Here is a 25,829-nt window from a genome sequence, read left to right as displayed (position 1 = left end):
GCGGGTCAGCACACCTAGACGACACGGGCGGCCGGCCGCCGTGCGCGCAGTGCCCGGGCCGCCGGCGGTCCGCCCGCGGCCAGTGCGGCGGTCAGGGCGCCCGCGCCGATGAGCAGCCAGACCCCGGTGAGCAGCGGATCGGTGAGGGCATCGGCGTAGGCGCCCGCGGCGGGCCGGGAGACCATGGCGGGCAGCGCGTCCAGGGTGCGGCGGCGGAGCAGCGCCAGCGCCACGGCCAGCAGCGCGGCGGCCGCCGCACAGCCCGCCCCGGCACCGATCAGCGCCCGCCGGCGGCGCCGGACGAGCACCAGCCCGCCGGCCAGAAACAGCGCCGCAGCCGGCGGCAGCAGCCGCGCCCCGGTGTGCACCAGGTCGTAGGCCGCCCGGACCCGCGGCACGTCCGGGGCCTTCAACAGCACGATCTGCACCCCGGCCCGCGGCACCTGGCGCACGAGGTCGAGCCCCACGCCGTTGTGGGACAGCTGATGTCTGACCCGCTCCACGACGGGCGTGAGATCGAGCGTGACCGCGGAGCGGCCGGGCGCGGTCAGACTGCCGTCCAGGGTCCGGTGGGCGGTGCGGTGCACCCCGTTCCACATCGCCGGGAAGCCGCGGCCGGTGACGACCTGCCGCACCTGCCGGGTCACGTACTCGCGGATGCCGCGGGTGAAGTGGCGGCGCACCGCCGGGCGTTCGGCACGGGGTACGGCCTTCAGCAGCCCGTCGAGCCGGACATGCGCCATCACGCCGTCGGTCACATCGCCGACGACCGCCTCCTGGACGGCGGCGTTCCCGGCCAGTGGCGCCACCGCCGCCACATAGCCGTCGGTCTCGGTCAGCTCGGCGCGCGCCCGGACGGCGGCCAGCCCCAGCGGCAGCAGCAGCACCCCCACCAGCAGCAGCACCCCGCCCGCCAGGCCCCGCCAGGGCGTCCGCGGCCCGCGCGGTGGCGGCTCCCCCGCCGGCACCCGCCCGCCCGGGCGTACGGGTGCGCTCGCTGACATCGGTGCGGTCCTTCCTGGCGGCAATCCGGTCTGCGTCCCCTGGCTCGGCCGGGCCCCCGGCGCGCCCCGCGGCCTGCTCCCAGGCAAGTGCGAACTCCCGCCGTCCGCGAGCGGGGCCGGTGCCAACGGGTGACCGGGCGCGCGGCCCGCGCTCAGTGCCGGGCCGCGGCCCGCCGCCGTACCGCCCGCACCACACCCGGCCCGAGCAGCGCGACGGCCACGGCGCCCACCGCCCACCACACCCAGCCGTCGCCGTCTCCACGCTCCGGGTGCGTCTCCGGCAGGTCGTCGAGATCGCCCGAACAGGCCGTGGGCGCGAAGGATTCGCCGACGTAGACACAGACCGTCGCGGCGGCCCGCATGCTGCCGGGGGCCGCGGTGGTGGTGAGATCGGTGCGGTCGCCGAGCACGGCGGTGGCGGTGAACACCTGGATGTCGTGCGCGGGCAGATCGGAGCGCCAGATCACCTTCTGCTCGCCGGTGCCCCGTCCTTCGACGGTGCCGCCGGGTGCGGTGGCGGAGGTCGTGGTGGCCGGCATCTCCTGCTCGATGCGGGCCCGGTGGACGTCGGTGGGCCCCAGGTTGTGCACCGTGATGCGGTAGTCGAGCCGTTTGCCGGCCTCGGTGTCGTCGACGCCGTCGGTCACCGCGACCGACACCGAGACGGCGGGCGGCGGTGCCTGCGGGGCCGATGCGGCGGCGGACGGTCCGAGGAGCGTGGCGGCGCACAGCAGCGCGCAGACAACGGCGGTTCTCATGCCGTCATCGGAGCATCGCGGCCGCCGCCACCGGCGGCAGGCGGCCCCCTCCCCGGGCCGGGTTCACCCGAGTGAGGGGCGGCAGCGGGGCACCGTCCGGGACACGCGGCCCGTACGACCGGGCGCTCCGTGCTCCTTCAGCGCTCCCTCAGTGCTCGTGCGGCCCCGGCCGGTGCACCGGGCCGTGGGCGTCCGCGCAGTGTTCGCCCTGCTGTTCCGGGGCGGGGCCGGGTCGCGGGCCGAGCGTCAGGACGTCGTCGGGCGCGCCCTGTTCGCCGACGTGATCGACCTGGAGGGTGGCATGGGCGATGCCGTACTCCCCGCTCAGCAGCTCCTGCAGACTGCGGCGGACCTTGTGGCAGTCGCCACCCGGCTCCACCAGGATGTGCGCGGACAGCGCCGGCTGCCCGGACGTGATCTGCCAGATGTGCAGATCGTGCACCTCGACGACCTGGTCCGCGGCGCACAGGTGATCGCCCAGCGCGTCCGGGTCGACGCCGGCCGGTGCGGCCTCCAGGAAGATCCGGCCGGACTCGCGCACCAGGCTCGTACCGGCCCGCAGCATCAGCGCCACGACCACCAGCGAGGCGATCGCGTCCGCCTGCCGGAAGCCCGTCGTCAGCACGATCAGACCGGAGACGGCGGTGGCGACGAACCCGAACAGGTCGGTGAGGATGTGCTGGTAGGCGCCCTCGACGTTCAGGCTGGAGCGGTTGGCCTTGGACAGCATCCAGGTGCAGATCAGGTTGATCACGATCCCGGCCAGCGCGGTGACCAGCACCAGCCCGCCGGTCACCGCGGGCGGCGTGATCAGCCGCTGGACCGCCTCGTACCCCAGCCAGACCGACAGCAGCAGCAGGGTGATGCCGTTGGCCTGCGCGGAGAGGATCTCGGCGCGCTTGAGCCCGTAGGTGTACCCGCCACGGGCCGGGCGCGCGGCCAGCCGCATCGCGATCAGGGCGAGCACGATCGAGACCGCGTCGGTGAGCATATGCGCGGCGTCCGCGATCAGCGCCAGGGACTGCGCCACGACACCGATGACGACCTCGATCGCCAGATAGCCGGTGAGCAGGAAGAGCGCGCCGCGCAGCCAGCGCCGGTCGGCGTCCGCCGAGACACCGTGCGCATGGCTGTGGTCGTGCCCCTGGGCGTGGGCGTGCTGGGTCATGGACGCCTCCTTCCTGGCTGCTGACACCTGGCTCCTGCTGGGAAGCAAACAACACTTCGGCGAAAGATCCAAAGGCTGCACCGGTGACCGTTGTCATTACCGTCGAACGACTGATCGTGCCTGGTCAGAGCGGTGCGCGAGGCGGGGGAGGGAGAGCGGGAAACGGAGGCCGTCCGCCCGGTATCGTCCGGCGTGGGCAACGGCCGCGGCCCGGCCGGCGCGGGTAGCATCCGGCGGCATGAGCGCTACGGGGGAGACCCGGCGGCCCGCGCCCGGCAGGGGCCAGATCATGGCGGTGCTCGGTCTGCTGGCCGCCGTCGCCATCCTGTACACCCACCACGACGGCCTGCCCTTCTGGCTGGGCGCCCTGACCGGCGTGCTCGCCGTCCTCGGCCATCTGGTCTGCTTCGACGCCCCGCGCGGCATCTGGCAGTGGCTGCCGGCGGTCGTCGGCTTCTGCGCGTCGTTCCTGTTCGCGGGGCAGTTCCTGTTCACGCTGCTGACATGAGGCGGCAGGGAATGTGTGGGGCGGCCGCCCGGGGGTGACGGCCGCCTGGGGGCGCGGGCGTCAGCCGTGGGCCTTGGTCGGTATGCAGATCGTTTCCGCCTCGGCGGCACCGGGCGCCGCCATCGTCTGCGGTGCCCTCGCCCGCTCTGCCGCTGCCGCCGGTGTGGCGGCGAGGGCCTGCAGGCTCACGAGCGCCACGGCGCCCGCCGCGATCGCTGCCGCGGCCCTTTTGTCCTTCGGAGTTCTGGTCAACCTGATTCCTCTGTGCACGAGTTCTGCAAGGGGAATGATTGGACCATGATGAGCCGGATCAGCAAAATTCACGGCCGGCAAAGTGTACAAAGGTGGGGCGCCTTGCCATTCGCCTCAGGAGGTCCGCCGATGGGATCGGTTGCGGGCTTCGGATGCCTCGATGGCGGCAAGTCTGGCGGAGATCCTGGAGGCCTCCTGGGCATCGCGCTTTTGGCATATGCCAAAAGAACATTCCAACAGCATGCGGGCCTTCCCCGGGTCGCCTTCCTGAAGGTGGATTTCGGCGAGTGCGCACATCGCATGCGCCTTCTGTTCCAGTGCCTGGATCCGGTCGGCGAGCGCGCTGGCCTCCTCCAGGTGGCCGGTGGCGCGGCCCGGGTCGCCCAGTGCGGCCTCCGTGGCGCCGAGACGGTACAGGGCCTGCGCTTCTTCATGGGCGGCGCCGATGTCGCGGGCGAGCTCCAGGGCCTTGCAGAGATGGTCGGCCGCCTCGGTGTAACGGCCGAGATTGTGCTGGGCGAGGCCCAGGCCGAGCTGAGCATTCGCCTCGTTCCGGCGGTCACCGAGTCGTCGGAAGGTGACGAGGCATTCCTGGTGCATATCCAGTCCGCAGGTGATGTCTTCGGGGTCTTCCGAGGTGATGAGGAGACCGGCGAGATTTGCCTGGGCGGTAATCTGGTCGGCGAGGCTTCCCAGGGATTTTGCGATGTCCAGGGACTCCTCGTAGTAATGGCGCGCAATGTCGATGTGTCCCATGCGCATATGCAATTCACCGAGGTTGTTGATGCATTTTCCGGCGCTGCGGCGGTCGTCGGCCAGTCGGAAATTCTTGATGGCGCTGGTGAAATGCTTCAGGGCGTCCGGATGCTCCCCGAGGTACAGCAGGAAAATGCCGAGGTTGTTCTCGCAGCGGGCGCGTGCCCAGGTGTCCCCCGAGCGGAGATGGAGCGGGAGGGTCTCCCGGTGGAGGGCGAGCGCTTCCTGGTAGCGGCCCAGATGCCATTGCAGGATTCCCAGGGTCCGCAGGGCATCGGCCTCCGCGTCCGCGGCGCCCACCGCACGGGCCAGGCCGAGTGCCCGCCGGGCGGCGTCCTCGGCCTCGGGGTAGCGCGAGGTGTTCGCGTGGGTCGTGCCGAGGTCGAGCAGCGCCAGACACTGCGCGTGCCGGTCGCCCGCCCGCTCCCAGTGGCCGACGGCGTGCCGCTGCATGCGATCGGTGTCCGTCCAGTGGCATTCGGCGTCCAGGAAGCCGGCCAGGACGTGACTCAGCAGCGGGGCGCGGTCGGCCGGCCCGTGCGCGCGGGCATGGCGCTCGGTGGTCAGGAGGTTGGTGCGCTCCACCGTGAGCCATTCCTTGGCGGCGTCCGCGTCCGCCAGGGCGGGCAGCGGAGCCGGCGAGGCGGGGCCCGCCCACGGCCGCCGCAGACGGCGGGGACAGAGCAGACGGTCGGCCGCCGCCGCCGCGCACAGATAGAAGTCCACCAGCCGGCGCAGCGCGCCATTTCGCTCGTCCTCGGTGTCCTCGGCGCACGCCAGAGTGCGGGCGAACTCCGCCACAAGATCATGGAAGCGATAGCGGTGCGGGGTCGGCTCCTGGAGCAGGTGGCAGTGCAGAAGGGTTTCCAGCAGCCGTTCGGTTTCCGCCAGCGGAAGGTCGACCAGCGCCGATGCCGCGTAGGGACCGAATTCGGCTCCGAGGTGGAGCGCGAGCCGGCGGAACACGGTCCGTTGCCGGGTGGTCAGGGTCTGATACGACATCTCGAATGCGCGCGCTATCTCCGAGTAGCCGTCACGGAGTTCGCCCAGCCGGCCGGGTCCGCGGGAGAGCAGTTCACGCAGCGTGGACAGGGTCCAGGACGGCCGGGCGTTGAACCGATTGGCGGCGATCTCGATCGCCAGCGGTAAATAGCCGCATTGCCGCACGATGTGGTGGACGGCGTCGGCGTCCTGGGTGCGCTCCTCGCCCGCGAACTTCCGGAACAGCGCGGTCGCGTCGTCCGGGGGCAGCACATCGAGGGCCAGCCAGTGGGCTCCGGGGAGACCGGCCAGATGGCGGCGGCTGGTGATGATGACGAGCGAGGGCGAACCGCTGTCGGGGAGCAAGGGCCGTACCTGCTCGGTGCCCGCGGCATCGTCCAGGATGACGACCGCCCGCTTCTCGGTCAGGAGGGTGCGCCACAGGGCCGTACGTTCCTCGACGTCGGCGGGAACGGCGTCGGGCGCGACACCCAGGAGACGGAGGAGGACGGCCAACGCGGCCCCCGCGGGCAACGGGTCCTGGACGCGGGCGTGTGCGCGCAGATCCAGGTAGAGCTGACCGTCGGGAAACCGCGGGCCGAGCCGGTCGGCGGCATCGACCGCCACCGCCGTCTTGCCGACGCCGGCCATGCCGGAGATCGCTTCCAGGGCGATGACGGCCGGTGCCGGTCCGGCCGGGGAAGCCGCTTCGGCACCGGTGGCCCCGGCGGCGCCGGCGACGGCTGCACAGAGCCTGCGCATCTCCGTACGGCGGCCGACGAGGGAGGTGTGGCGCGGCAGATTGCGCGGTGCGGCGCGGGTCGGTTCTCCGTGCGGGCAGGGGCCCGCGGGGGACGGAATCAGCTCCGGTAGCGGGGCACGACGCAGGATGCGCTGATGCACCCGGGTGAGCTGATCGCTGGGGTCGGCACCGAGTTCCTCGCGCAGCCGGCGGCGCGCTTCCTGATAGACCCGCAGGGCATCGGCGTGCCGGCCGCAGCCGTAGTAGGCCAGCATGAGGTATTCCAGCAGCATTTCGTCGTGCGGATGGTGCGCGAGGAGTGACGACAGCGGGCCGAGGGCACTGTGGAAACGCCGTAGCCGGAGTTCCGCCGCGATCCGGGCCATGGCGGCGCCCAGGCGTTCCTCCGCCAGCCGGGCCCGCATCCGCTCCGGCCAGATACCGGGGAGACCCGCCAGGGCCTCCTCGTCCCACAGCGCCTCCGCCTCGTGCAGCAGAGCGGCCGCGGCGGAGTCGTCGCCCTCCTGGGACCGGGACTTCGCCTGCGCGGCCAGGTGCTTGAAGCGGAGCCAGTCGATCTGCTCCGGGGCGATGGCCAGGGTGTAGGTGTGCGCATGCTGGGTGATGGCCGGTGTCTCGTCCGGGGGCCGGCGCGACGGTGCGCCGGCGGTGGCGGCCGCCCGGAGCGCTTTGCGTACGCGGGAGACGTAGGCGTGGACGGACTGGCGGGCCTTGGCCGGCGGGCCGTTGTCCCACAGCCGGTCGATGAGGGTCTCCAGCGCCACGGGGCGGCTCGCCGACAGGGCCAGCGAGGCCAGCACGCACCGTTCCTTGTCGGAGCCGAGGCCGACGCTGCGGTCCGGCGTGCCGAGACGAACGGGCCCGAGTACATAGATCTCCACCAGCGCCTCCCCCCTGATCGGCGCATCATCCGCTCCAGCGAGCATGGCACTCACCGGTGGCGGAGAACAGACAGCCTCAAAGGGGCCGTTGGCCGGATCGAGGCGGTCCAGGTCCGGAAAGGGACTCCCGCTCCTCTCGACGGGGAATGCTGCATCGATCCATGACATACCGGGACAGGGGCTGCGGATGCACTGGAACTCCATCGGGGGCTCGGCGAGGATCAACGGGCCCAGCGTCCAGGCCGGCCAGATCCACGGGGGCGTGCATTTCCATACGCGCGCTCCGACCGGGCCCTCGGTGCCACCGCCGGTTCCCAGACAACTTCTCCCGGTGTCGGCGCACTTCACGGATCGGGTGCCCGACCTCGCGATGCTGAACGGGCTCCTCGCCCGGCGTCAGGAGGAGTCCACGCCGCTGGTCGTGGTGTCCGGGCCGGCCGGGATCGGCAAGACCTCCCTGGTGACCCGGTGGCTGCGGAACACCGCCGAGGAATTTCCCGACGGCCAGCTGTACGCGGACCTGCGCGGCCACTCCTTCGACGGTCCCGCCAGCCCGTCCGACATACTCGGGCAGTTCTTGCGCGCCCTGGGGACCGGCCCGATACCGGCGAGCCTGGCGGAGCAGACCGCGCTGTGGCGTTCGGTCACCGCAGGACTGCGGATCTCCGTGATGCTGGACAACGCCTTCTCGGCCGCTCAGGTGCGGCCCCTGCTGCCCGGCGGCCACAGCGGCCTGATCGTGGCCACCAGCCGGCACCGGCTGACCGGTCTGCGGGCGGACGGCGCGCTCTACCACCAGTTGGGGCTGCTCGACGCGGACGCCGCGGAAGAGGTGCTCTCCCGGGGTGTCGGTGCGGAGCGGGTACGCAGCGAGGCCCGGGAGACCCGCGAGCTGATCGATCTGTGCGGCGGTCTCCCGTTGGCGCTGTGCCTGGCGTCGGCCCGGCTCGCGTCCCGCCCTCGGCAGCCGATGCGCTCGCTGGTGGAGGCGCTCACCCAGGGCCAGGGCCGGCTGGCCGCGTTGACGATCGAAGGGGAGTCCTCGGTGAACCATGCGCTGGACGAGTCCTATGCGGTGCTGGCCGACGACGCGGCACGGCTCTACCGTCGGCTGGCGCTGCTGCCGGCCCGCTCGATGGAGTCCCGGGTGGCCGCGGTGGCCTGTGTCATCCCGCTGGCGGAGGCGGAGCGGCTGCTGGACGTGCTGGTCGAGGCCAATCTCGTGGAGGACATCGGCCCGGACAGCTACCGCTTCCACGACCTCGTCCGGCTGCACGCCCAGGGGCGGGGACAGGACGAGGAGCGGCCGGAGGTCCGCGCGGAGGTGTTACGGCGCGTCTGCGACTGGTATCTGGCGACCGCGACGCAGGCCCAGCAGTGCCTGTCGCCGATCCAGTTGACGCTCCGGCGGAACTACGAGTTCCGGCCGGAACTGCCCGGCCCGTTCACCGAGGCGTCCGGCGCACTGACCTGGCTGGAAACGCGCCGGCTGGATCTGCTGGCGGCGGTGCGGGCCGCGTACGACGAGGGCTGGGACGACCTGTCCTGGCAACTCGTCGACGCCCTGTGGCCGTTGTTCCACCGGCTGCGCTATCACGACCTGTGGCTGGAGGCCCACGAGATCGGTCTGCGCGCCGCCCGGCGCAGCGGGGACCGGGCCGCGGAACGCCAGATGCTCAACTCGGGAGCCATCGGATTCGGTGTCGCCGGCCGGGCCGACGACGCGATCACGTGGTTCTCCTGGTCGCTGGACGCCGCGCGGGAGGCCGGGGACGCCCGGGACGAGGGGCAGGCACTGCACGGCCTCGGCTCCGCGCACCGGCAGGCGGGCCGGTTGCGGGTGGCCGGCGACTTCCTCCACCGGGCCATCGACACGTGGGAGAAGGCCGGATATCTGCGCGGGGCCGCCCTGTCGCGCATCGTGCTGGGCGAGATGGCGCTGGAGAGCGAGGGCGAGAGGTGGGACGACCGGCGCGCGGCGGAGTTCTTCGAGCGGGCCCGCAGCACACTTCTCGACGTCGGTGATCCGTACGACGCCGCCCGCGCGCTCGCCTTCCATGGACGGGCGCGCGTGTTGGAGGGCGCCTACGAGGCCGGGACGCGGGAGCTCCGGGAGGCGCTGGTGGTGTTCGAGGACGCCGGCGCCACCCCCTGGCAGGCCCGCGTCTGGGAGATGCTCGGAAGAAGCGCCGTGGAGCACGCGGAGGTGCCGGTGGCCCGCGACTGCCTGGTGCGGGCCCAGGAGTTGTACGCCCGGCAGAGCCCGGCCGATGCCGCACGGATGGAGGTTCTGCTGGTCGGCCTTCCGGCGAAGCCAGCAGAACCTCGGGACGGGAGCGCGGCCGAGTAGGCAGCGGCCCGGCGGGAGTGCGGGTCCGGCGAGACGGCGTCAGCCGAGCGACAGCACGGTGAGGGGCAGCAGCTCCTCCAGGGAGTACCCGGTCGCGACGAGTCCGTGCAGACACGACGCCATCAGGGAGTACTCCCAGGCCGCCCGGGTGCGCTCGGGGCGCGGCGGGGAGGACCGGAGGAACGCCGACCGGATCAACCGGCAGTTGTCGAGGCGCTCCGCGACGGCCCAGCCGCCGCCGATCAGCGGCAGCCCGGCGAGTCGGCAGCCCGTGTAGCGGGTGAGCAGGTCACGCACCCAGCCCACGGCGCTCTCGGCGGGCCACGGCCGGCTGCCGTGCAGCACATCGGCGCAGGCGAGCCACCGACCGTCGGTGCAGGCCTCGGCATCCAGCGCGAAGTGCTCGTCGGTGTCGGCGGGCAGGGCGCCGCAGCCGACGGCGCGCGCTCCGCAGAACAGCGCGCAGGCCGGTACGGAGGCGGCCGGTGCCCGGCCCTCCTCCGCAAAGACCGAGACGGCGATCGAGGCACCGCCCCCGGCTGCCCGGCCGGGCAGCACCCGTACCCGCCGTCGCCCCCGGACGTTCCAGAGTGCGGCAGTTGCTGCGGCCGTCATGCCGAGGCCCCCGTTCCTGTGTCGTACCGCCCGTGCGGCGCGGTGGACCAGCGGGTCAGTGGCGGTGGCAGCGGCAGCGGCGGGGTGTGCGCCGGGTGCGCGGGCTGGCCGAGGCCCAGCAGCCGGTAGAGCAGGCGGCGCATGTTCCGGCTGAAGCGGCCGGGCTCGGAGGTGATGCGCGCGGCGATGGCTCCGTACTCCTCCCGCTGATGACCGTGGTACTCGGCCGCGGCGTAGGCCAGTTGGCTCGACAGGGAGTGGGCCGGCGACAGGGCCGGAGCCGTCCGGGCGAGCTCGGCGGCCGGTGAGGCGGGGTTGATCTCCTGTTCCGGAGAGGCGGCCAGCAGGATCGGCGCACCCGTCAGCGTCCCGTACAGGGTCACCGAACCGTGGTCCCCGATGATCGTGTCCGCCGCGATCAGCAGGGGCCGCCAGTCCGCCTCCGGGGGCACGATCGCGATGCCGCGCCGTGCGCACTGCGCCAGCCAGGCTCGCACCTGCCAGGCGCCGTGCCCCGACCAGACGTTGGGGTGGACCAGGACCGCCACCCTGCGGTGCTGCCCCACCAGTTCCAGCAGCCGGGGCAGCAGCGTTTCGATCGCTCCGAAGGACGAGCGGGTCCCCCAGGTGGAGACGACGGCGATGAACTGCTGGCCCTTGCCGAGCCCGAGCGCCCGGCGGTAGGCACGGCGGCGGGGCAGGCTGGCCACCATCCGGTCGTGCACGGGGTCGCCGACGACCGAGGCCCGCGGCAGCGCTTCCGGACAGGTGTGCGCCAGGCAGTCGAGGTCGTCCCGGTGCGGCAGGACCACGGCGGCGGGCAGCGCCCGGCCCTGCGGGGTGAGGTCCTGCCGTCCGAGTCCCGCCACCCGGGTCTCGGCCCCCTCGGTGACCCGCTTGAGGAAGTTGGCCCCGTGGGGCAGCAGGACCAGCGGGGCCCGGACCTTTTCCACCCCGCGCGGCCCGGCGGCCAGCGCGAGGTCGAAATCCATCCGGACCGCTTCGTCCCAGGGCAGTACGGCGCTTCCGAGCCGCTCCAGAAGCTGCGTCACCCCGTCGCTGAACGGGTGCGGCGGGGCGGTGAACACCACCTGGATCCGCAGATCGGATTCCAGCAGCGAAAAGACCTCCTGCAGCCGCTTTCCGTAGGGCACCGTGTGCACGACCACCAGGATCTTCTTGCGTCCGGTGAGTGTCAGCCATTCCCTGGACCGCTGTGGTCCGTCGTCGCACGCCCGCAATGCCGTCATGGCATCCCCCATGTCTGCTCGTTGTCGACGCTGTCCGGCCCCTCACGGATGACAGGCCGTCAGCTGGGGGATGCCCGAGGGGCCCGAGGAAAGCTTGCGGCACCCTTGCGGAAACCTTGTGCCCGGTGCGCCGCGCCCGGGCGCCGCACACCGCAGCCACCCTCCGCCCCACCGGATGCGGCGCCGCGTACTCCGGCGGTGCCGACGGATCGACCGAGACGTCCAGCGGGGCCGGTGCGGCGCCCGACCGGACGATGGCCGGGCCGCCGGGGGACGGCAGCCCGAGGACCCGGCCCGGCGGCCCATATGGGGCAGATTGTGCAAGTGCGACCTAGGCGCATGAAGGGCGGGGCGGTTCGGTGGAGGCTCCCCGCGGGCGGGGGCGGGCCGACCGGTCAGTAGAGTTTCGGCTCCCGTCCCCCTCGGACCGGATCCCGTCCGATCCCGTCCCCTCCCGACCCCTGAGGTACCCGGCAGTGAGCCCCGCATCATCCGCCCCGGCCGCTCCCGATCCGCTGTCCGTCGTCGGTATCGGGGCCGACGGCTGGGACGGGCTGCCCGCCGCCTCCCGCCAGGCCCTGTGCGCGGCCGAGGTGCTGATCGGCGGCGCCCGCCAGCTGGCGCTGCTGCCCGCGGAGTGCGCCGGCGAGCGCGTCCCGTGGCCGTCCCCGCTGCGTCCCGCCGTCCGCGGCCTGCTCGCCGCGTACGCCGGACGCCGGATCTGCGTGCTGGCCAGCGGCGACCCGATGTTCTACGGGATCGGGCGGACGCTGAGCGAGGTGCTGGCGGAGCAGGCGGGCCGCGCACCGGCGGACGCGCCGGGAGCCCCGGTCGCCGGCCACCGGCCGCTGCGCATCCTCCCGCACCCCTCCTCCGTCTCCTACGCCTGCGCCCGCCTCGGCTGGCCGCTGGAGGACACCGAGGTCGTCACGCTCGTCGGACGGCCCGCCGAGAACCTTCTCCGGGCGCTCTACGACGGCCGCCGGGTGCTGGTGCTGTCCGCGGGCGCCCACACCCCCGCCGAGGTCGCCGCGCTGCTGCGTACCCACGGCTTCGGCCCGACCCGGATGCGCGTACTGGAGCAGCTCGGCGGCGCCCGCGAGCGGATGGTCGAGGGGGTGGCCGACGACTGGGACCGCCCGCCCGGCGACGCCCTCAACGTCCTCGCGCTCGACTGCGTCCGCGCGCCCGGCACCCCGCACCTGTCCACCGTCCCCGGTCTGCCCGACGCCGCCTACGAGCACGACGGGCAGCTGACCAAGCGTCATGTCCGGGCCGCCACCCTGGCCGCGCTGGCGCCCGCCCCCGGCGAACTCCTGTGGGACATCGGCGGCGGCTCCGGCTCCATCGCCGTCGAATGGCTGCGGGCGCACCGCAGTTGCCGCGCCGTCAGCGTCGAGCGGGACCCGGTACGCGCCGAGCGCATCGGCCGGAACGCGCGGACGCTCGGCGTACCGGGGCTGCGCGTGGTCACCGGCTCCGCGCCCGCCGCGCTGGAGGGGCTGCCGGTGCCGGACGCGGTGTTCATCGGCGGCGGACTGACCGCCCCCGGCCTGCTCGACGCCTGCTGGGCGGCGCTGCCTGCCGGCGGCCGCCTCGTCGCCAATACGGTGACCCTGGAATCCGAGGCGCTGCTCGCCGACCGCCACCGCCGCCACGGCGGCGAACTGGTCCGGCTCGCGGTCTCCCACGCGGTGCCGGTCGGCGGCTTCACCGGCTGGCGGCAGGCGATGCCGGTCACCCAGTGGTCGGCGGTCAAGCCCCCGTCCGCCGCCTCGCCCGCCTCCCCTCCCTCCGCCCCTCCGGCCCCGTCCTCGCAGGAGAACCGACAGCCATGACCGTCCACTTCATCGGTGCGGGCCCCGGCGCCGCCGACCTGATCACCGTGCGCGGCGCCCGGACGCTCGCCTCCTGCGGGGTGTGTCTGTACGCCGGCAGCCTGGTGCCGCGTGAGCTGCTCGCCGAATGCCCGCCCGGCGCCCGGCTCATCGACACCGCCCAGCTGGACCTGGACACCATCACCGCCGAGATGGTCCGCGCGCACGAGGAGGGCCACGACGTCGCCCGGCTGCACTCCGGCGATCCGTCCGTCTTCAGCGCGGTCGCCGAGCAGATGCGCCGGCTGGACGCGGCCGGTGTGCCCTACGACGTGGTGCCGGGCGTCCCCGCGTTCGCCGCGGCGGCCGCCGCCCTCAAGCGCGAGCTGACCGTCCCCACCGTCGGCCAGACCGTCATCCTCACCCGCGTCGCCCAGCGCGCCACCCCCATGCCCGAGGGCGAGGACCTCGCCACCCTCGGGCGCAGCGGCGCGCTGCTGGTGCTGCATCTGGCGGCCATGTACGTCGACCGGGTCGTCGCCGAACTCCTGCCCCACTACGGCGCCGACTGCCCGGCCGCCGTCGTCGCCATGGCCTCCCGCCCCGACGAACTCGTACTGCGCGGCACCCTCGCCGATATCGCCGGCCAGGTGAAGGACGCGGGCGTGGTGCGGACGGCCGTCATCCTCGTCGGCCGCACCCTGGGCGCCGCGCAGTTCCGCGACAGCCACCTCTACTCGACGGACCGGGAGCGCCCGCATGCGCCGTGCGCCGCGCCGCAGCCGGAACCGGAACCGACGGACACGCCGTAGGGCAGAGGAACCGACGGGCGCGCGGTAGGGCAGAGGTGCCGACGGACACGCCGTAGGGCAGCGGTGCCGACGGACGCGCGGTAGGGCAGATGCCGGCCGACACGCCGCAGGGCGGGCGCCGGCAGACACGCCGAAGGGGCAGGTGCCGTCGGGACCGTCCGGTGGGTGATCTCACCGCATCGGGGTGAATGTCCGTTTCCTGGCTCCCGGGGGCCGGTAAGGAAGCTGCGACACCCAAGGGGGGCCGAGCAAAGGAGTACGCCACGATGCGTACCAAACTCGCCGCCGGCCTGGTAGGCGCCGCAACCGTGCTGACGCTCGTCGGCGGCCCCGTCGCCGTCGCGGACGGCAAGGACAACCCCACGATGGCGGCGGACACCCCGGCGCAGACCGACGACACCTCGCCGTGGATGCACGACACTCCGAGCCGTACCTACGACACGCCGAGCCGGTTCAACGACCGCCGGGACCGGCGGCACGACCGCCGGAACGGGCGCAACGAGGCTCAGGGACGGCACCGCAACAACCCGCTCCGGCTGACGGCCTGTGCCCTGAAGACGGCCCTGGGTGTGCTCACCGGCAGAACGGGCCACTGCGGTCTGGACCGGTTCGCTCGCGGCGGCTACCGCAACAACAACTTCGGTCGCAACAACAACTTCGATCGCGGCTACCGCAACTTCTGACCGCCGAGGCGGGGAGGCCCCTCACCCGAGGGGCCCTCCACGGCCGGTGTCCCCGGGGCCCCGCGGCTCCGCCCGCCCCACCACCATCCCCGCCCGGTCGATGCAGATGACGTCGACCGCGACGGGCGCCCCCCGCAGCACGGCCAGCGACTCCTCGCGCGCCCGCGCCGCCACCAGATCACCCAGCGGCACGCCCGCCGCGGCACACCACTGCAGTGCCGCCAGACCCGTGTTGGCCTCGGCCACCGCAGCCGCCAGCGCCTCGTGGGCCCCGCCCTGCCGGGCCAGTTCCGCCAGGAACCCCTTGTCCACCTGTGAGCGCGCGGAGTGCAGATCCAGATGCCCCGCCGCCAGCTTGGACAGCTTGGCGAAGCCGCCGCAGACCGTCAGCCGGTCCACCGGATGCCGTCGCAGGTACTTCAGCACCGCGCCGGCGAAGTCGCCCATGTCCAGCAGGGCGTCCTCCGGCAGGTGGTGCAGGGCGACGGCGACCTTCTCCGAGGTCGATCCCGTACACCCGGCCACATGCCGCCGCCCCGCGGCCCGCGCCACATCCACGCCCCGCCGGATGGAGTCGATCCAGGCCGAGCAGGAGTACGGCACCACGATCCCGGTGGTCCCCAGGATCGACAGCCCGCCCAGGATCCCCAGCCGCGGATTCCAGGTGCTCCGGGCGATCTCCTCCCCGTGATCGACCGAGATCTCCACCTCGACGTCCGGTGCCGCGTCCGCCCCCGCGCCGCCGTACCGTCCCGCGACCTGGGTCAGATGCTCCCGCATCAGCTGCCGCGGTACGGGGTTGATCGCCGGTTCGCCGACGTCCAGCGGCAGCCCCGGCCGGGTCACCGTCCCGACCCCCGGCCCCGCCCGGAAGACGATGCCGGACCCGGCGGGCAGCGGACGAACCGTGGCGCGCACGAGCGCCCCGTGCGTGACATCCGGATCGTCGCCCGCGTCCTTGACGACCCCCGCCATCGCGGAGGCCCGGCCCGCCGCCAGCTCCTCCACCGCCAGGGCGAAGGACGGCGTCTGCCCCTTCGGCAGCGTGATCGTCACCGGATCCGGGAACTCACCGCTCAGCAGCGCCGTGTACGCGGCCGTGCTCGCCGCCGTCGCACAGGCACCGGTCGTCCAGCCGTGCCGCAGCCCGGTGTGCGCGAGCTGCGCACTGCGGCCGCCCGCGGCCTTCCCCGTACCCTGCGGCCCCGTACCCTGCGGTTGCGCTTCAGCCACGGAGGAACCCACATCCCATGAACGACGCAGCCCGCCCGGTGCGCCACGTCCTGATTCTCGGCGGTACGACCGAGGCCCGCCGCCTGGCCGGCCTCCTCGTGCCGGACCCGTCCCTGCGGGTGACGAGCTCGCTCGCCGGCCGGGTCGCCGCGCCCCGGCTGCCCGCCGGGGAGATCCGCATCGGCGGGTTCGGCGGCCCCGAGGGCCTCGCCCGCTGGCTGCGGGAGCACGCGGTGGACGCGCTCATCGATGCCACCCATCCCTTCGCCGACACGATCAGTCGGAACGCGGCCCTGGCGGCCGCCACCGCCCATGTTCCCCTGCTGGCGCTGCGCCGTCCCGGCTGGGTACCGGGACCCGGCGACCGCTGGCACCAGGTCACCTCCCTGGACGAGGCCGCCGCCGCCCTCCCGGCCCTCGGCAGCCGCATCTTCCTCACCACGGGCCGCATGGGCCTCGCCCACTTCGCCCACCTCGCCGACCTCTGGTTCCTCGTCCGCTCCGTCGACGCCCCCGAGCCCCCCTACCCGCCCCGGATGACGCCCCTCCTGGACCGCGGCCCCTTCACATTGGAGGGCGAACGGGCCCTGCTGCGGGACCACCGCATCGACGTCGTCGTCACGAAGGACAGCGGCGCGGCCGCCACCGCCGCCAAGCTGACGGCGGCCCGCGAGGCGGAGGTGCCGGTGGTCGTGGTCCGGCGGCCGCCCGTGCCGGAGGGGGTGCCGGTGGCGGCGGGGCCGGAGGGGGCGGTGGAATGGCTGGGGGGAATTCTCAGCGGGGCCGGTTCCGACTGAGGTGCGGCCAAAGCCCAGGGCGTTGCCTTCGACCTGGTCCGCCAGAAGGGCAGCCACCAGATCTGGGTGTGCGGCAGTATCCGCGTCGTGCTCCCCAAGCACACCGAAGTCAACGAACTCACTGGCCAGGGCATCTGCAAGACGCTTGAGCCGGAACTCGGGGGAAGGGTGGTGGCGATGACTTCGTACCGTGTCACAGCGCGCCGCGCGGGTGAATGGTGGGCCCTGGAGGTCCCGGACCTCCCGGGGGTGTTCAGCCAGGCCAAGCGCCTCGACAAGGCAGATGAGGCGGCCCGGGAAGCCATTGCCGTCATGCTCGACGTCGAAACCGAGGACGTCGAGGTGACGGTCGAGCCGGTGCTGCCGCGGGAGGCAGTACGGGCCATCAAGGCTGCGGAGAAGGCCGAGAAGGCTGCCGAGGACGCGAGGAAGGCCGCGCAGAAGGCAATGCAGGCTGCCGCGGCCACCCTGACCGAGTCACTGAGTCAGCGGGACGCCGGTCGTGTCCTCGGGGTTTCCTTCCAACGCGTATCGCAGCTCCTACAGGCCCGGCCGACCACGGCGTCGCCGAAGACTGCAGTCAAGGTGACGAAGGCCGGACGGCCCCGCCCCGGCCACGACGAGCGTTCCGGTAGGCAGAAGCGTCCGCAGCGGGGCAGGGAACTGTCCGGGTAACCCTGCGAGGTCAGTTCTCCGGATACCTCCGAGGAGTCCACACGATCTCCGTGCCGTCGGCCCGTCGGGCCACCTCGGTCTGGGAGGAGCCGATCAGCAGGATCGTGCGCATGTCGACCTGGTGCGGGTCGAGGTCGGCGAGGCGGACGGTGTGGAGGGATTCCTCGGGGCCGCCGATGTCGCGGGCGAGGATGACCGGGGTGTCGGGGGCGCGGTGTTCCAGGAGGAGTTCGCGGGCCTTGCCGACCTGCCAGGTGCGGGTGCGGGAGCCGGGGTTGTAGAGGGCCAGGGCCAGATCGGCGCCGGCGGCCGCGTGCAGGCGTTCGGCGATGACCTCCCAGGGCTTGAGGCGGTCGGAGAGGGAGATGACCGCGTAGTCGTGGCCGAGGGGGGCGCCGGCGCGGGCGGCGGCCGCGTTGGCGGCGGTGACGCCCGGGAGGACGCGTACGGGGATGGCGCGGTACGGGTCCTGGGCGGCGACCTCCAGGACGGCGGTGGCCATCGCGAAGATGCCGGGGTCGCCGCCGGAGACCACGGCCACCCGGTGGCCGCGCCGGGCCAGGTCCAGGGCGAGTTCGGCGCGTTCGGACTCGACCTTGTTGTCGGAGGCGTGGCGGCGCTGGCCGGGGCGCCGCGGGACGCGGTCGAGGTAGGTGGTGTAGCCGACCAGGTCCTCGGCGGCGGCCAGGGCGCCACGGGACTCGGGGGTCAGCCAGAGCGGGCCGGCCGGGCCGGTGCCGACGACCACCACCTCACCGGTGCCGGGCGGGGGAGCGGCCTCGGGCGGCGGGCTCGCGAGGCGGCTGGGGACGACGGTGACGGAGAAGTACGGGACCGTTTCCGCGTCGATGTCGGCCAGTTTTTCGGTGCGTTCACCGGACATGGTGGCGCGTTCGACGTAGTGGGCCTCCGGCAGGCGGCCGGAGCGTTCCATGGCGCGGCGCACGGTGGGGAAGGTGCGGCCGAGCTTCATGACGACGGCGGCGTCGGTCGAGGCCAGCCGGGCGGTCAGCTCCTCCTCCGGCAGGGTGCCGGGGAGGATCGTCAGGACCTCGTCGGCCTCGGCGAGCGGCCTGCCCAGGCGGGCCGCGGCGGCGCTGATGGAGGTGACGCCCGGGATGACCTCGGTCGGGTAGCGGTCGGCCAGCCGCTTGTGCATGTGCTGGTAGGAGCCGTAGAAGAGCGGGTCGCCCTCGGAGATGACGGCGACGGTGCGGCCGGCGTCGAGGTGCGCGGCGAGGCGGGCCGCCGCGGCCTCGTAGAACTCGTCCAGCGCGCCCCGGTATCCGCCGGGGTGGTCGGTCGACTCGGTGGTGACCGGGTAGACCAGCGCCTCCTCGATGTGGTCGGCGCGCAGGTGTTCGGCGGCGATGGCGCGCGCGATGGAGCGTCCGTGCCGGGCGCTGTGGTACGCGATGACGTCGGCCTCGCCGATGACCTGTACGGCCCGCACGGTCATCAGGGACGGGTCGCCGGGGCCGAGCCCGACGCCGTAGAGACGGCCGGGGGCGGCCGCCCGCGGGGTGCCGTCGTTGCCGGGTGCCTGCTGCTCGCTCACGCTCATTCTTCCTCGCTCGCCAGGGCGTTGATCGCGGCGGCGGCCATGGCGCTGCCGCCCCGGCGCCCGCGCACCACCAGGTGGTCCAGCTTCGACGGATGGGCGATCAGCGCGTCCTTGGACTCCGCGGCGCCGATGAAGCCGACGGGTATGCCGATGACGGCGGCCGGGCGGGGCGCCGCTTCCTCGATCATCTCCAGGAACCGGAAGAGGGCGGTGGGGGCGTTGCCGAACGCCACCACGGCGCCGTCCATCCGGTCCCGCCACAGCTCCAGGGCGGCTGCGCTGCGGGTCGTGCCCATCCGGGCGGCCAGGTCCGGGACCGACGGGTCGGCGAGGGTGCACAGCACCTCGTTGTCCGCCGGCAGCCGCCTGCGGGTGACGCCGCTGGCGACCATGTTGGCGTCGCAGAGGATCGGGGCGCCGGCGCGCAGCGCCGTGCGGGCGGCGGCCACCACGCCGGGGGTGAAGGCCAGATCGCGTACCAGGTCGACCATGCCGCAGGCGTGGATCATGCGGACCGTGACCTGGCTGACGTCGGCGGGCAGCCCGCCGAGGTCCGCCTCGGCGCGGATGGTGGCGAAGGACTGGCGGTAGATCGCCGCACCGTCCTTCTCGTAGTCGAACGCGGTCACTGTGGCCTCGGGGTTGTCGGTTGTGGGCTGGCTCATGGGGTGTGGCTTCGGGCGGGTGGGGCCGGGTGGTGCGGGGGTGGTGCCGGGGGCGCGGGGGCGTCGTCGGCGGGCGGTGCGGTGTCCGGGCGGACGACCGCCACCCGGTAGCCCTCCCCCGTTGCCCGCACATCCACCCATGCGCCGTGGGGGTGGCCGCAGCGGCGTTCGCAGCCGGACCAGTGGACGGGCAGGCCGTCCGGTACGGCGGTGGTGTCGGGGACGCGGGCGCCCGCGGCGACGGCGGCCGCGGCGTCGGTGCGGACGTCGGTGCGGGACTTGGCGCAGCCGGGGCGGCCGGTGCAGGCGCCGAGGCGGTGCCAGGGGGAGTCCGGGTCGGTGATCAGGCCGGCGGCCGCCAGCGCGGACAGCCGGGCGGCGGCGGTGCCGGCCGGAAGCCCGGGGAGGACGATGCCGCGCCAGGGAGTCAGCCGCAGCGCGCCGCAGCCGTCGTCGGCGGCGACGGCGGTCAGCAGACGCCACTGGGCGAGCGTCAGCCGGCCCAGCGGCGCCAGGACGCAGAGCGCTGCCGTGCCGTCGGGGCCTTCGATGATTCCGGGGGCCGCGGAGTGGGGGGAGGGCGAGGAAGCGGGCGCTGGTGCCTGCGTCACATATGTGGGGGTGATGCCGGTTTCGTGGAGGTGTGCCGCCACTTGCCGGGCCGTCAGCCGCTGTTCGGCGGGGAGTTCGCGGACCCGCCAGGCGCCGCTGCCGCTCGCCTCGGCGGCGGTCAGGAAGGTCTCGGCGGCGGCGAGCGCGGCACGCGGTGCGTCCGGGCCGGCGATCCGCAGCGCCGCCGGATCGTCGCCGACCCGCAGCAGCGCGGTGCCCCCGGACCCGGCGGACTCCCCGGCTCGGTCCGCTTCTGCGACCAAGCTCACATCCCCGCCGAGCGTCGCTACGTCACCCCGGCCGTCGTCCAGGACGAAGAGGAAACGGCCCGACAGTGCGGCCGCCCGTTCGCTCGCGCAGAGGAGTTCGTCCAGCTCGCGGGCCCACCGGCGGACATCGGCAGGGGAGTTGCGGTCCAGTCCGGCCAGCGGGGAGGCGAGGATGTTGCGGATGCGTTCGTGGTGTGCGGAGGGCAGCAGTCCGGCGTCGCGCAGCAGGGCGGCCAGCTCGGTGCCGCAGCCGTCGGGCAGGCCGCGGAGCTCCGCGTTGCCGCGTGAGGTGAGGGAGAGGTGGCCGTCGCCGAGCCGGTCGGCGGCGTCGGCCAGCGCCCGTGCCTGACGCACCGTCAAGTCCCCGGCGGGCAGCCGCACTCGGGCCAGCTGTCCGTCGGCGGCGGAGTGCAGCCGCAGCGCTCCCGGGCAGGCGTCACCGCGGTCCCGTATGGGCGGTTCGGCCCCTTGGGGGCGTATCGAGGGGGAGGGCGGCATGGCGGCGAGCATACCTACGACGGTGCACGCCGGAACCGTGCCCCGGACCCCCTCGCGGCCACCCCGGGCCGCCCGTCGCAAAGGCCCGCTTACCTCCCCCGGGTCCAGCCCTTACTATGCAGGTCGGTGGGTCGGCTGATCCGCCGGACGCCAGCGACGGCGTGGGGTCGTACGACCCCGGGGAGGAAGCCCGGTGCAAATCCGGCGCGGTCCCGCCACTGTGAACCCGGCAGATGCCGGGTGAGTCAGGAACTCCCGCCGTCCATACGACCACCCGGGGCGCGGACACCCCGAGGAAGGCCTGCGCTCGCATGCTTCTGCTGCTGTCGACCTCCGACACCGATCTGCTCAGCGCCCGCGCGGCCACGGGCCCGGTGCCGTACCGTCTCGCCAACCCCGCCCGCCTCGACGTCGCCGAGCTGCCGGCTCTGCTGGAGGGCGTGGACCTCGTCGTCGTACGCCTCCTGGGCGGCATCCGCGCCTGGCAGGAGGGCCTGGACCTGCTGCTCGCCGAGGACCAGCACCGGCCCGTCGTCGTGCTCACCGGTGAACAGGCCCCCGACGCTCAGCTCATGGAGCAGTCCACGGTCCCGGTCGGCATCGCGGCCGAGGCGCACGCCTACCTCGCGCACGGCGGCCCCGCCAACCTCGACCAGCTCGCCCGCTTCCTCTCCGACACGGTGCTGCTGACCGGCCACGGCTTCGAGCCGCCGGCGCCCGCCCCCTCCTGGGGGCCGCTGGAGTGGGGCGCCCGCAACGACAGCGGCCCGCTGATCGCGGTGCTCTACTACCGCGCCCACCACATGAGCGGCAACACCGGCTTCGTCCGCACCCTGTGCGAGCAGATCGAGGCGGCCGGGGGCCGGGCGCTGCCGCTCTTCGTCGCCTCGCTACGCGCCCCCGAGCCGGAGCTGATCGAGGCGCTGGGGGCCGCCGACGCCCTGGTCACCACGGTCCTCGCGGCGGGCGGCAGCAAGCCGGCGGACGCCTCGGCCGGCGGCGACGACGAGACCTGGGACGCCGGTGCGCTGGCCGCGCTCGACGTCCCGATCCTCCAAGCCCTGTGCCTGACCGGGCCGCGCAGCGCCTGGGAGGAGAACGACGAGGGGCTCTCGCCGCTGGACGCCGCCTCGCAGATCGCGGTCCCCGAGTTCGACGGCCGGCTGATCACCGTCCCGTTCTCCTTCAAGGAGGTCGACGAGGACGGTCTGCCGGTGTACGTCGCCGACCCCGAGCGCGCGGCCCGGGTCGCCGGGATCGCCGTCCGCCATGCCCGGCTGCGCCACATCCCGGCCGCCGAGAAGCGCCTCGCGCTGGTGCTGTCCGCGTACCCGACCAAGCACTCCCGGATCGGCAACGCGGTCGGCCTGGACACCCCGGCCAGCGCCGTCGCGCTGCTGCGCCGGCTGCAGGCCGACGGCTACGACTTCGGCACCGAAGAGGTCCCCGGCCTGGTGTCCGGCGACGGCGACGAGCTGATCTACGCCCTCATCGAGGCCGGCGGCCACGACCAGGAGTGGCTCACCGAGGAGCAGCTGGCCCGCAACCCGGTCCGGATTCCGGCTGCCGACTACCGGCGCTGGTACGCCACGCTCCCGCAGGAACTCCGCGACTCCGTCGAGCAGCACTGGGGGCCGCCGCCCGGCGAGATGTTCGTCGACCGCAGCCGCAACCCCGAGGGCGACATCGTGCTGGCCGCCCTGCGCCGCGGCAATCTGCTGATCCTCATCCAGCCGCCGCGCGGCTTCGGCGAGAACCCGATCGCGATCTACCACGACCCCGATCTGCCGCCCTCGCACCACTACTTGGCGGCCTACCGCTGGATCGCGGCCTCCGCCGACGACGGCGGTTTCGGCGCGGACGCCATGGTCCATCTGGGCAAGCACGGCAACCTGGAGTGGCTGCCCGGCAAGAACGCCGGGCTGTCCGCCGCCTGCGGCCCGGACGCCGCCCTCGGCGACCTCCCCCTCGTCTACCCCTTCCTGGTCAACGACCCCGGTGAGGGCACCCAGGCCAAGCGCCGGGTGCACGCCACCCTCGTCGACCACCTCGTCCCGCCGATGGCCCGCGCCGAGTCCTACGGCGACATCGCGCGCCTGGAGCAGCTGCTCGACGAGTACGCGGCCATCTCCGCCATGGACCCGGCCAAGCTGCCCGCGATCCGCGCCCAGATCTGGACGCTGATCCAGGCCGCCAAGCTCGACCACGACCTGGGCCTGGACGAACGCCCCGACGACGACGGCTTCGACGACTTCCTGCTGCACGTCGACGGCTGGCTGTGCGAGGTCAAGGACGCCCAGATCCGCGACGGACTGCACGTCCTGGGCGGGGCGCCGACCGGCGAGGCGCGGGTGAACCTCGTGCTGTCGATCCTGCGCGCCCGGCAGATCTGGGGTGGCCGGTCCGCGCTGCCCGGTCTGCGCGAGGCGCTCGGCTTGGACGAGTCCGCGGCCACCCGTACGACCGCCGACGCGGCCGAGGACACCGCCCGCGGCCTGGTGCAGGCGATGGAGGACGCGGACTGGGACCCGGCGGCGGTGGCCGGTGTGGCCGCGGGCCACTCGTCCGCGGTCGCCGACATCCTCGACTTCGCCGCCCGCGAGGTCGTGCCGCGGCTGGCCGCCACCACCGATGAGATCGACCATGCGGTGCACGCGCTGAACGGCGGTTTCGTGCCGGCCGGCCCGTCCGGCTCCCCGCTGCGCGGCCTGGTCAACGTGCTGCCGACGGGCCGCAACTTCTACTCCGTCGACCCGAAGGCCGTCCCCTCCCGCCTCGCCTGGGAGACCGGCCAGGCCCTCGCCGACTCCCTGCTGGAGCGCTACCGGAGCGACAACGGCGACTGGCCGCAGTCGGTCGGTCTGTCCCTGTGGGGCACCAGCGCGATGCGCACCAGCGGCGACGACGTGGCCGAGGCCCTCGCGCTGCTGGGTGTCCGCCCCGTCTGGGACGACGCCTCGCGCCGGGTGGGCGGCCTGGAGCCGATCCCGCTCGCCGAGCTGGGCCGTCCCCGTGTGGACGTCACGCTGCGCATCTCGGGCTTCTTCCGCGATGCCTTCCCGCACGTCATCGGCCTCCTCGACGACGCGGTACGGCTCGTCGCCGGTCTGGACGAGCCCGCGGAGTCCAACTTCGTCCGCGCCCACGCCCAGGCCGACCTGGCCGCGCACGGCGACGAGCGGCGCGCCACCACCCGCATCTTCGGCTCCCGCCCGGGGACGTACGGCGCGGGCCTGCTCCAGCTGATCGACTCCCGCGACTGGCGCACCGACGCCGACCTCGCCGAGGTGTACACCGTCTGGGGCGGCTACGCCTACGGCCGCGGCCTCGAAGGCCGCCCGGCCCGGGAGGAGATGGAGACCGCCTACAAGCGCATCGCGGTCGCCGCCAAGAACACCGACACCCGCGAGCACGACATCGCGGACTCCGACGACTACTTCCAGTACCACGGCGGGATGGTCGCCACCGTCAAGGCGCTCAGGGGCAAGGCGCCCGAGGCGTACATCGGTGACTCGACCCGGCCCGAGACGGTCCGCACCCGCACCCTGGTCGAGGAGACCTCGCGGGTCTTCCGCGCCCGGGTGGTCAACCCCCGCTGGATCGAGGCGATGCGCCGCCACGGCTACAAGGGCGCCTTCGAACTCGCCGCCACCGTGGACTACTTGTTCGGCTACGACGCCACCACGGGCGTGGTCGCCGACTGGATGTACGACAAGCTCGCCCAGGCCTACGTCCTGGACCCGGAGAACCGCGCGTTCCTCCAGGAGGCCAACCCCTGGGCCCTGCACGGTATCGCTGAGCGCCTCCTGGAGGCCGAGTCCCGCGGGATGTGGGAGAAGCCGGACGCCGCGACGCTGGCGGCGCTGCGGGAGGCGTTCCTGGAGACCGAAGGGGAGCTGGAGGGCGAGGACTGACCCGGGCGCGGGGCCGCCCCGGCCGGGGGGCCGGGGCGACCCCGTACCCGCCCGCCGGCCCGACGGCCCCGGTGTCAGGCGGACTTCGCGGTGATGTCCCCGTTGCTGGTGGTCAGGTCCAGGCGATAGCGCCCCGCCGGGTCCTGGACGACGCCGAGGTGCTTGTCGCCGTTGCTGGTCTCCGCGGACACGCGGTAGTGGGCCTTCGGCACCGTCACCGTGATGCTGCCGTTGGACGTCTTCGCCCGGACGCTCTGAGCGGTGGCCGGGGTGAGGTCGATCGCCCCGTTGGAGGTCTCGGCGGCGATCTGCCGGCCGGACAGTCCGCGTCCGGTGATCGCGCCGTCGGTCGTCGTGGCGTCGACCGGGCCGGTGACGCCGTCCAGGTCGATCCCCCCGTTGCTGGTGGTCACCTTCACCGCGCCGACGGCGGACAGATCCAGCGCCCCGTCCGCGGTCTCCCCGCTCACCGGGAGGCCCGCCGGCACCTGGACCGTGTAGTCCACCGAGCAGTTCTCGCCGCAGCCGCCGAGCACCAACACCCCGTCCTCGATCCGGTGGGTGGCGCCCTGCGGCCGGTCGCCGTGGTACGTCACCGAGCGGTGCACCGACACCGCGCCGCCGCCCTTGCCGCCGTGGACGGTGAGGCTCCCCGAGGTGTTGTCCAGCCGGATGGACGTGATCTTCTTCGCGACCTCGGCGTCGTCCCGGAAGGTCTTGCCGGGCACCAGTCCGCAGGCGCCAAGGCCGCACATCCCGATGGCGGCCGTCGCGACGACGGCGGTGAAGCGGACCCGCTTGCGCATGAATTCCCCCGGAAGTGGTCGGTGATCGGTCCGGCGGGCGATGCGCCCGTCGAGTGCCCGACGTGAGGCTAGGGCGCCGGGGCACGCCCCCACCATGGGGAAAACCCCCTGATCATGGTGCGGATGGCCCCCGTGTTGCCCCAGGTATCGCCCCAGGTGCGGCCGGTGGTGGCCGGTGCGACGATTTGTGTGGGGGCG

The 25,829-nt window shown here is 73.7% G+C and carries 20 protein-coding genes and 1 riboswitch; of the genes, 8 read left to right on the top strand and 12 right to left on the bottom strand.

Annotated elements, in window-relative coordinates:
* Nucleotides 1-14: 14 nt before the first annotated feature.
* The 3 genes from BKA18_RS17975 to BKA18_RS17965 form a co-directional block, all read right to left on the bottom strand.
* A complete protein-coding gene (locus BKA18_RS17975) occupies nt 15-1,004 on the bottom strand; it encodes a hypothetical protein (RefSeq protein ID WP_366048439.1) in 990 nt (329 codons plus the stop codon).
* A 152-nt stretch (nt 1,005-1,156) separates the two neighbouring features.
* Nucleotides 1,157-1,762: a hypothetical protein gene (locus tag BKA18_RS17970; protein WP_366048438.1), complete on the bottom strand. Its 606-nt coding sequence runs from the start codon at nt 1,760-1,762 to the stop codon at nt 1,157-1,159.
* A 148-nt stretch (nt 1,763-1,910) separates the two neighbouring features.
* Entirely contained in the window at nt 1,911-2,930 is a 1,020-nt protein-coding gene (locus BKA18_RS17965) for a cation diffusion facilitator family transporter (RefSeq protein WP_366048436.1), read from the bottom strand.
* Nucleotides 2,931-3,168: 238 nt separating this feature from the next.
* On the opposite strand from BKA18_RS17965, the gene BKA18_RS17960 reads away from it, so the two are divergent.
* A complete protein-coding gene (locus BKA18_RS17960; RefSeq protein WP_366048435.1) occupies nt 3,169-3,438 on the top strand; it encodes a hypothetical protein in 270 nt (89 codons plus the stop codon).
* Between the two features lie 60 nt (nt 3,439-3,498).
* Here BKA18_RS17960 and BKA18_RS17955 read toward each other — a convergent pair whose 3' ends face one another.
* Both BKA18_RS17955 and BKA18_RS17950 read right to left on the bottom strand, forming a co-directional pair.
* Nucleotides 3,499-3,690 (bottom strand): hypothetical protein, encoded by a 192-nt coding sequence (locus BKA18_RS17955; protein ID WP_366048434.1) that lies wholly within the window; start codon nt 3,688-3,690, stop codon nt 3,499-3,501.
* Nucleotides 3,691-3,804: 114 nt separating this feature from the next.
* Nucleotides 3,805-7,071, bottom strand: a complete 3,267-nt coding sequence (locus BKA18_RS17950) for an AfsR/SARP family transcriptional regulator (protein ID WP_366048433.1) — start codon at nt 7,069-7,071, stop codon at nt 3,805-3,807.
* A 331-nt stretch (nt 7,072-7,402) separates the two neighbouring features.
* Between BKA18_RS17950 and BKA18_RS17945 the strand changes: the two genes are divergently transcribed.
* Complete coding sequence (locus BKA18_RS17945) at nt 7,403-9,421, top strand: AAA family ATPase (protein ID WP_366048432.1); 2,019 nt, start codon at nt 7,403-7,405, stop codon at nt 9,419-9,421.
* A gap of 39 nt (nt 9,422-9,460) precedes the next feature.
* Here BKA18_RS17945 and BKA18_RS17940 read toward each other — a convergent pair whose 3' ends face one another.
* Both BKA18_RS17940 and BKA18_RS17935 read right to left on the bottom strand, forming a co-directional pair.
* Entirely contained in the window at nt 9,461-10,036 is a 576-nt protein-coding gene (locus BKA18_RS17940; RefSeq protein WP_366048431.1) for a hypothetical protein, read from the bottom strand.
* Entirely contained in the window at nt 10,033-11,298 is a 1,266-nt protein-coding gene (locus BKA18_RS17935) for a hypothetical protein (RefSeq protein ID WP_366048430.1), read from the bottom strand. Before BKA18_RS17935 ends, BKA18_RS17940 begins: the two co-directional genes overlap by 4 nt.
* A gap of 464 nt (nt 11,299-11,762) precedes the next feature.
* On the opposite strand from BKA18_RS17935, the gene cbiE reads away from it, so the two are divergent.
* From cbiE to BKA18_RS17920, 3 genes are all read left to right on the top strand, one after another.
* Nucleotides 11,763-13,124 (top strand): precorrin-6y C5,15-methyltransferase (decarboxylating) subunit CbiE, encoded by a 1,362-nt coding sequence (gene cbiE / locus BKA18_RS17930; protein ID WP_366048429.1) that lies wholly within the window; start codon nt 11,763-11,765, stop codon nt 13,122-13,124.
* Nucleotides 13,121-13,915 (top strand): precorrin-4 C(11)-methyltransferase, encoded by a 795-nt coding sequence (gene cobM / locus BKA18_RS17925; RefSeq protein ID WP_366048428.1) that lies wholly within the window; start codon nt 13,121-13,123, stop codon nt 13,913-13,915. The genes cbiE and cobM overlap by 4 nt, the downstream gene beginning before the upstream one ends.
* 266 nt (nt 13,916-14,181) lie before the next feature.
* Nucleotides 14,182-14,598, top strand: coding sequence for a hypothetical protein (locus tag BKA18_RS17920; RefSeq protein ID WP_366048427.1), 417 nt, complete (start codon nt 14,182-14,184; stop codon nt 14,596-14,598).
* 21 nt (nt 14,599-14,619) lie between these two features.
* On the opposite strand, the gene BKA18_RS17915 is transcribed toward BKA18_RS17920, so the two are convergent.
* Entirely contained in the window at nt 14,620-15,831 is a 1,212-nt protein-coding gene (locus BKA18_RS17915) for a cobalt-precorrin-5B (C(1))-methyltransferase (protein ID WP_366048426.1), read from the bottom strand.
* A 17-nt stretch (nt 15,832-15,848) separates the two neighbouring features.
* Here BKA18_RS17915 and BKA18_RS17910 point away from each other — a divergent pair, with 17 nt between their 5' ends.
* Nucleotides 15,849-16,628 carry a cobalt-precorrin-6A reductase gene (locus BKA18_RS17910; protein ID WP_366048425.1) on the top strand — a complete coding sequence of 260 codons (780 nt, stop codon included), beginning with the start codon at nt 15,849-15,851 and terminating at the stop codon, nt 16,626-16,628.
* An 87-nt stretch (nt 16,629-16,715) separates the two neighbouring features.
* A complete protein-coding gene (locus BKA18_RS17905; protein ID WP_366048424.1) occupies nt 16,716-17,303 on the top strand; it encodes a type II toxin-antitoxin system HicB family antitoxin in 588 nt (195 codons plus the stop codon).
* Between the two features lie 10 nt (nt 17,304-17,313).
* Here the strand turns inward: BKA18_RS17905 and BKA18_RS17900 are convergent, their stop codons facing one another.
* Genes BKA18_RS17900 through cobG form a run of 3 tightly spaced genes read right to left on the bottom strand, consistent with a single transcriptional unit; the run spans nt 17,314 to nt 20,911 of the window.
* A complete protein-coding gene (locus tag BKA18_RS17900; RefSeq protein WP_366048423.1) occupies nt 17,314-18,867 on the bottom strand; it encodes a precorrin-2 C(20)-methyltransferase in 1,554 nt (517 codons plus the stop codon).
* Nucleotides 18,864-19,532 carry a precorrin-8X methylmutase gene (locus BKA18_RS17895; protein ID WP_366048422.1) on the bottom strand — a complete coding sequence of 223 codons (669 nt, stop codon included), beginning with the start codon at nt 19,530-19,532 and terminating at the stop codon, nt 18,864-18,866. Before BKA18_RS17895 ends, BKA18_RS17900 begins: the two co-directional genes overlap by 4 nt.
* Entirely contained in the window at nt 19,529-20,911 is a 1,383-nt protein-coding gene (cobG, locus tag BKA18_RS17890) for a precorrin-3B synthase (RefSeq protein ID WP_366048421.1), read from the bottom strand. Before cobG ends, BKA18_RS17895 begins: the two co-directional genes overlap by 4 nt.
* Before the next feature lie 142 nt (nt 20,912-21,053).
* A riboswitch (cobalamin riboswitch) is annotated at nt 21,054-21,186 on the top strand.
* Nucleotides 21,187-21,222: 36 nt separating this feature from the next.
* Here cobG and cobN point away from each other — a divergent pair.
* Entirely contained in the window at nt 21,223-24,825 is a 3,603-nt protein-coding gene (gene cobN, locus BKA18_RS17885) for a cobaltochelatase subunit CobN (protein ID WP_366048420.1), read from the top strand.
* Between the two features lie 74 nt (nt 24,826-24,899).
* On the opposite strand, the gene BKA18_RS17880 is transcribed toward cobN, so the two are convergent.
* A complete protein-coding gene (locus BKA18_RS17880) occupies nt 24,900-25,631 on the bottom strand; it encodes a DUF4097 family beta strand repeat-containing protein (RefSeq protein WP_366048419.1) in 732 nt (243 codons plus the stop codon).
* Nucleotides 25,632-25,829 lie beyond the last annotated feature (198 nt).

It is taken from the genome of Streptomyces auratus, from assembly GCF_050433025.1.
Lineage (GTDB): Bacteria > Actinomycetota > Actinomycetes > Streptomycetales > Streptomycetaceae > Streptomyces > Streptomyces sioyaensis.
This window is presented reverse-complemented; position numbering and strand designations above follow the sequence as displayed.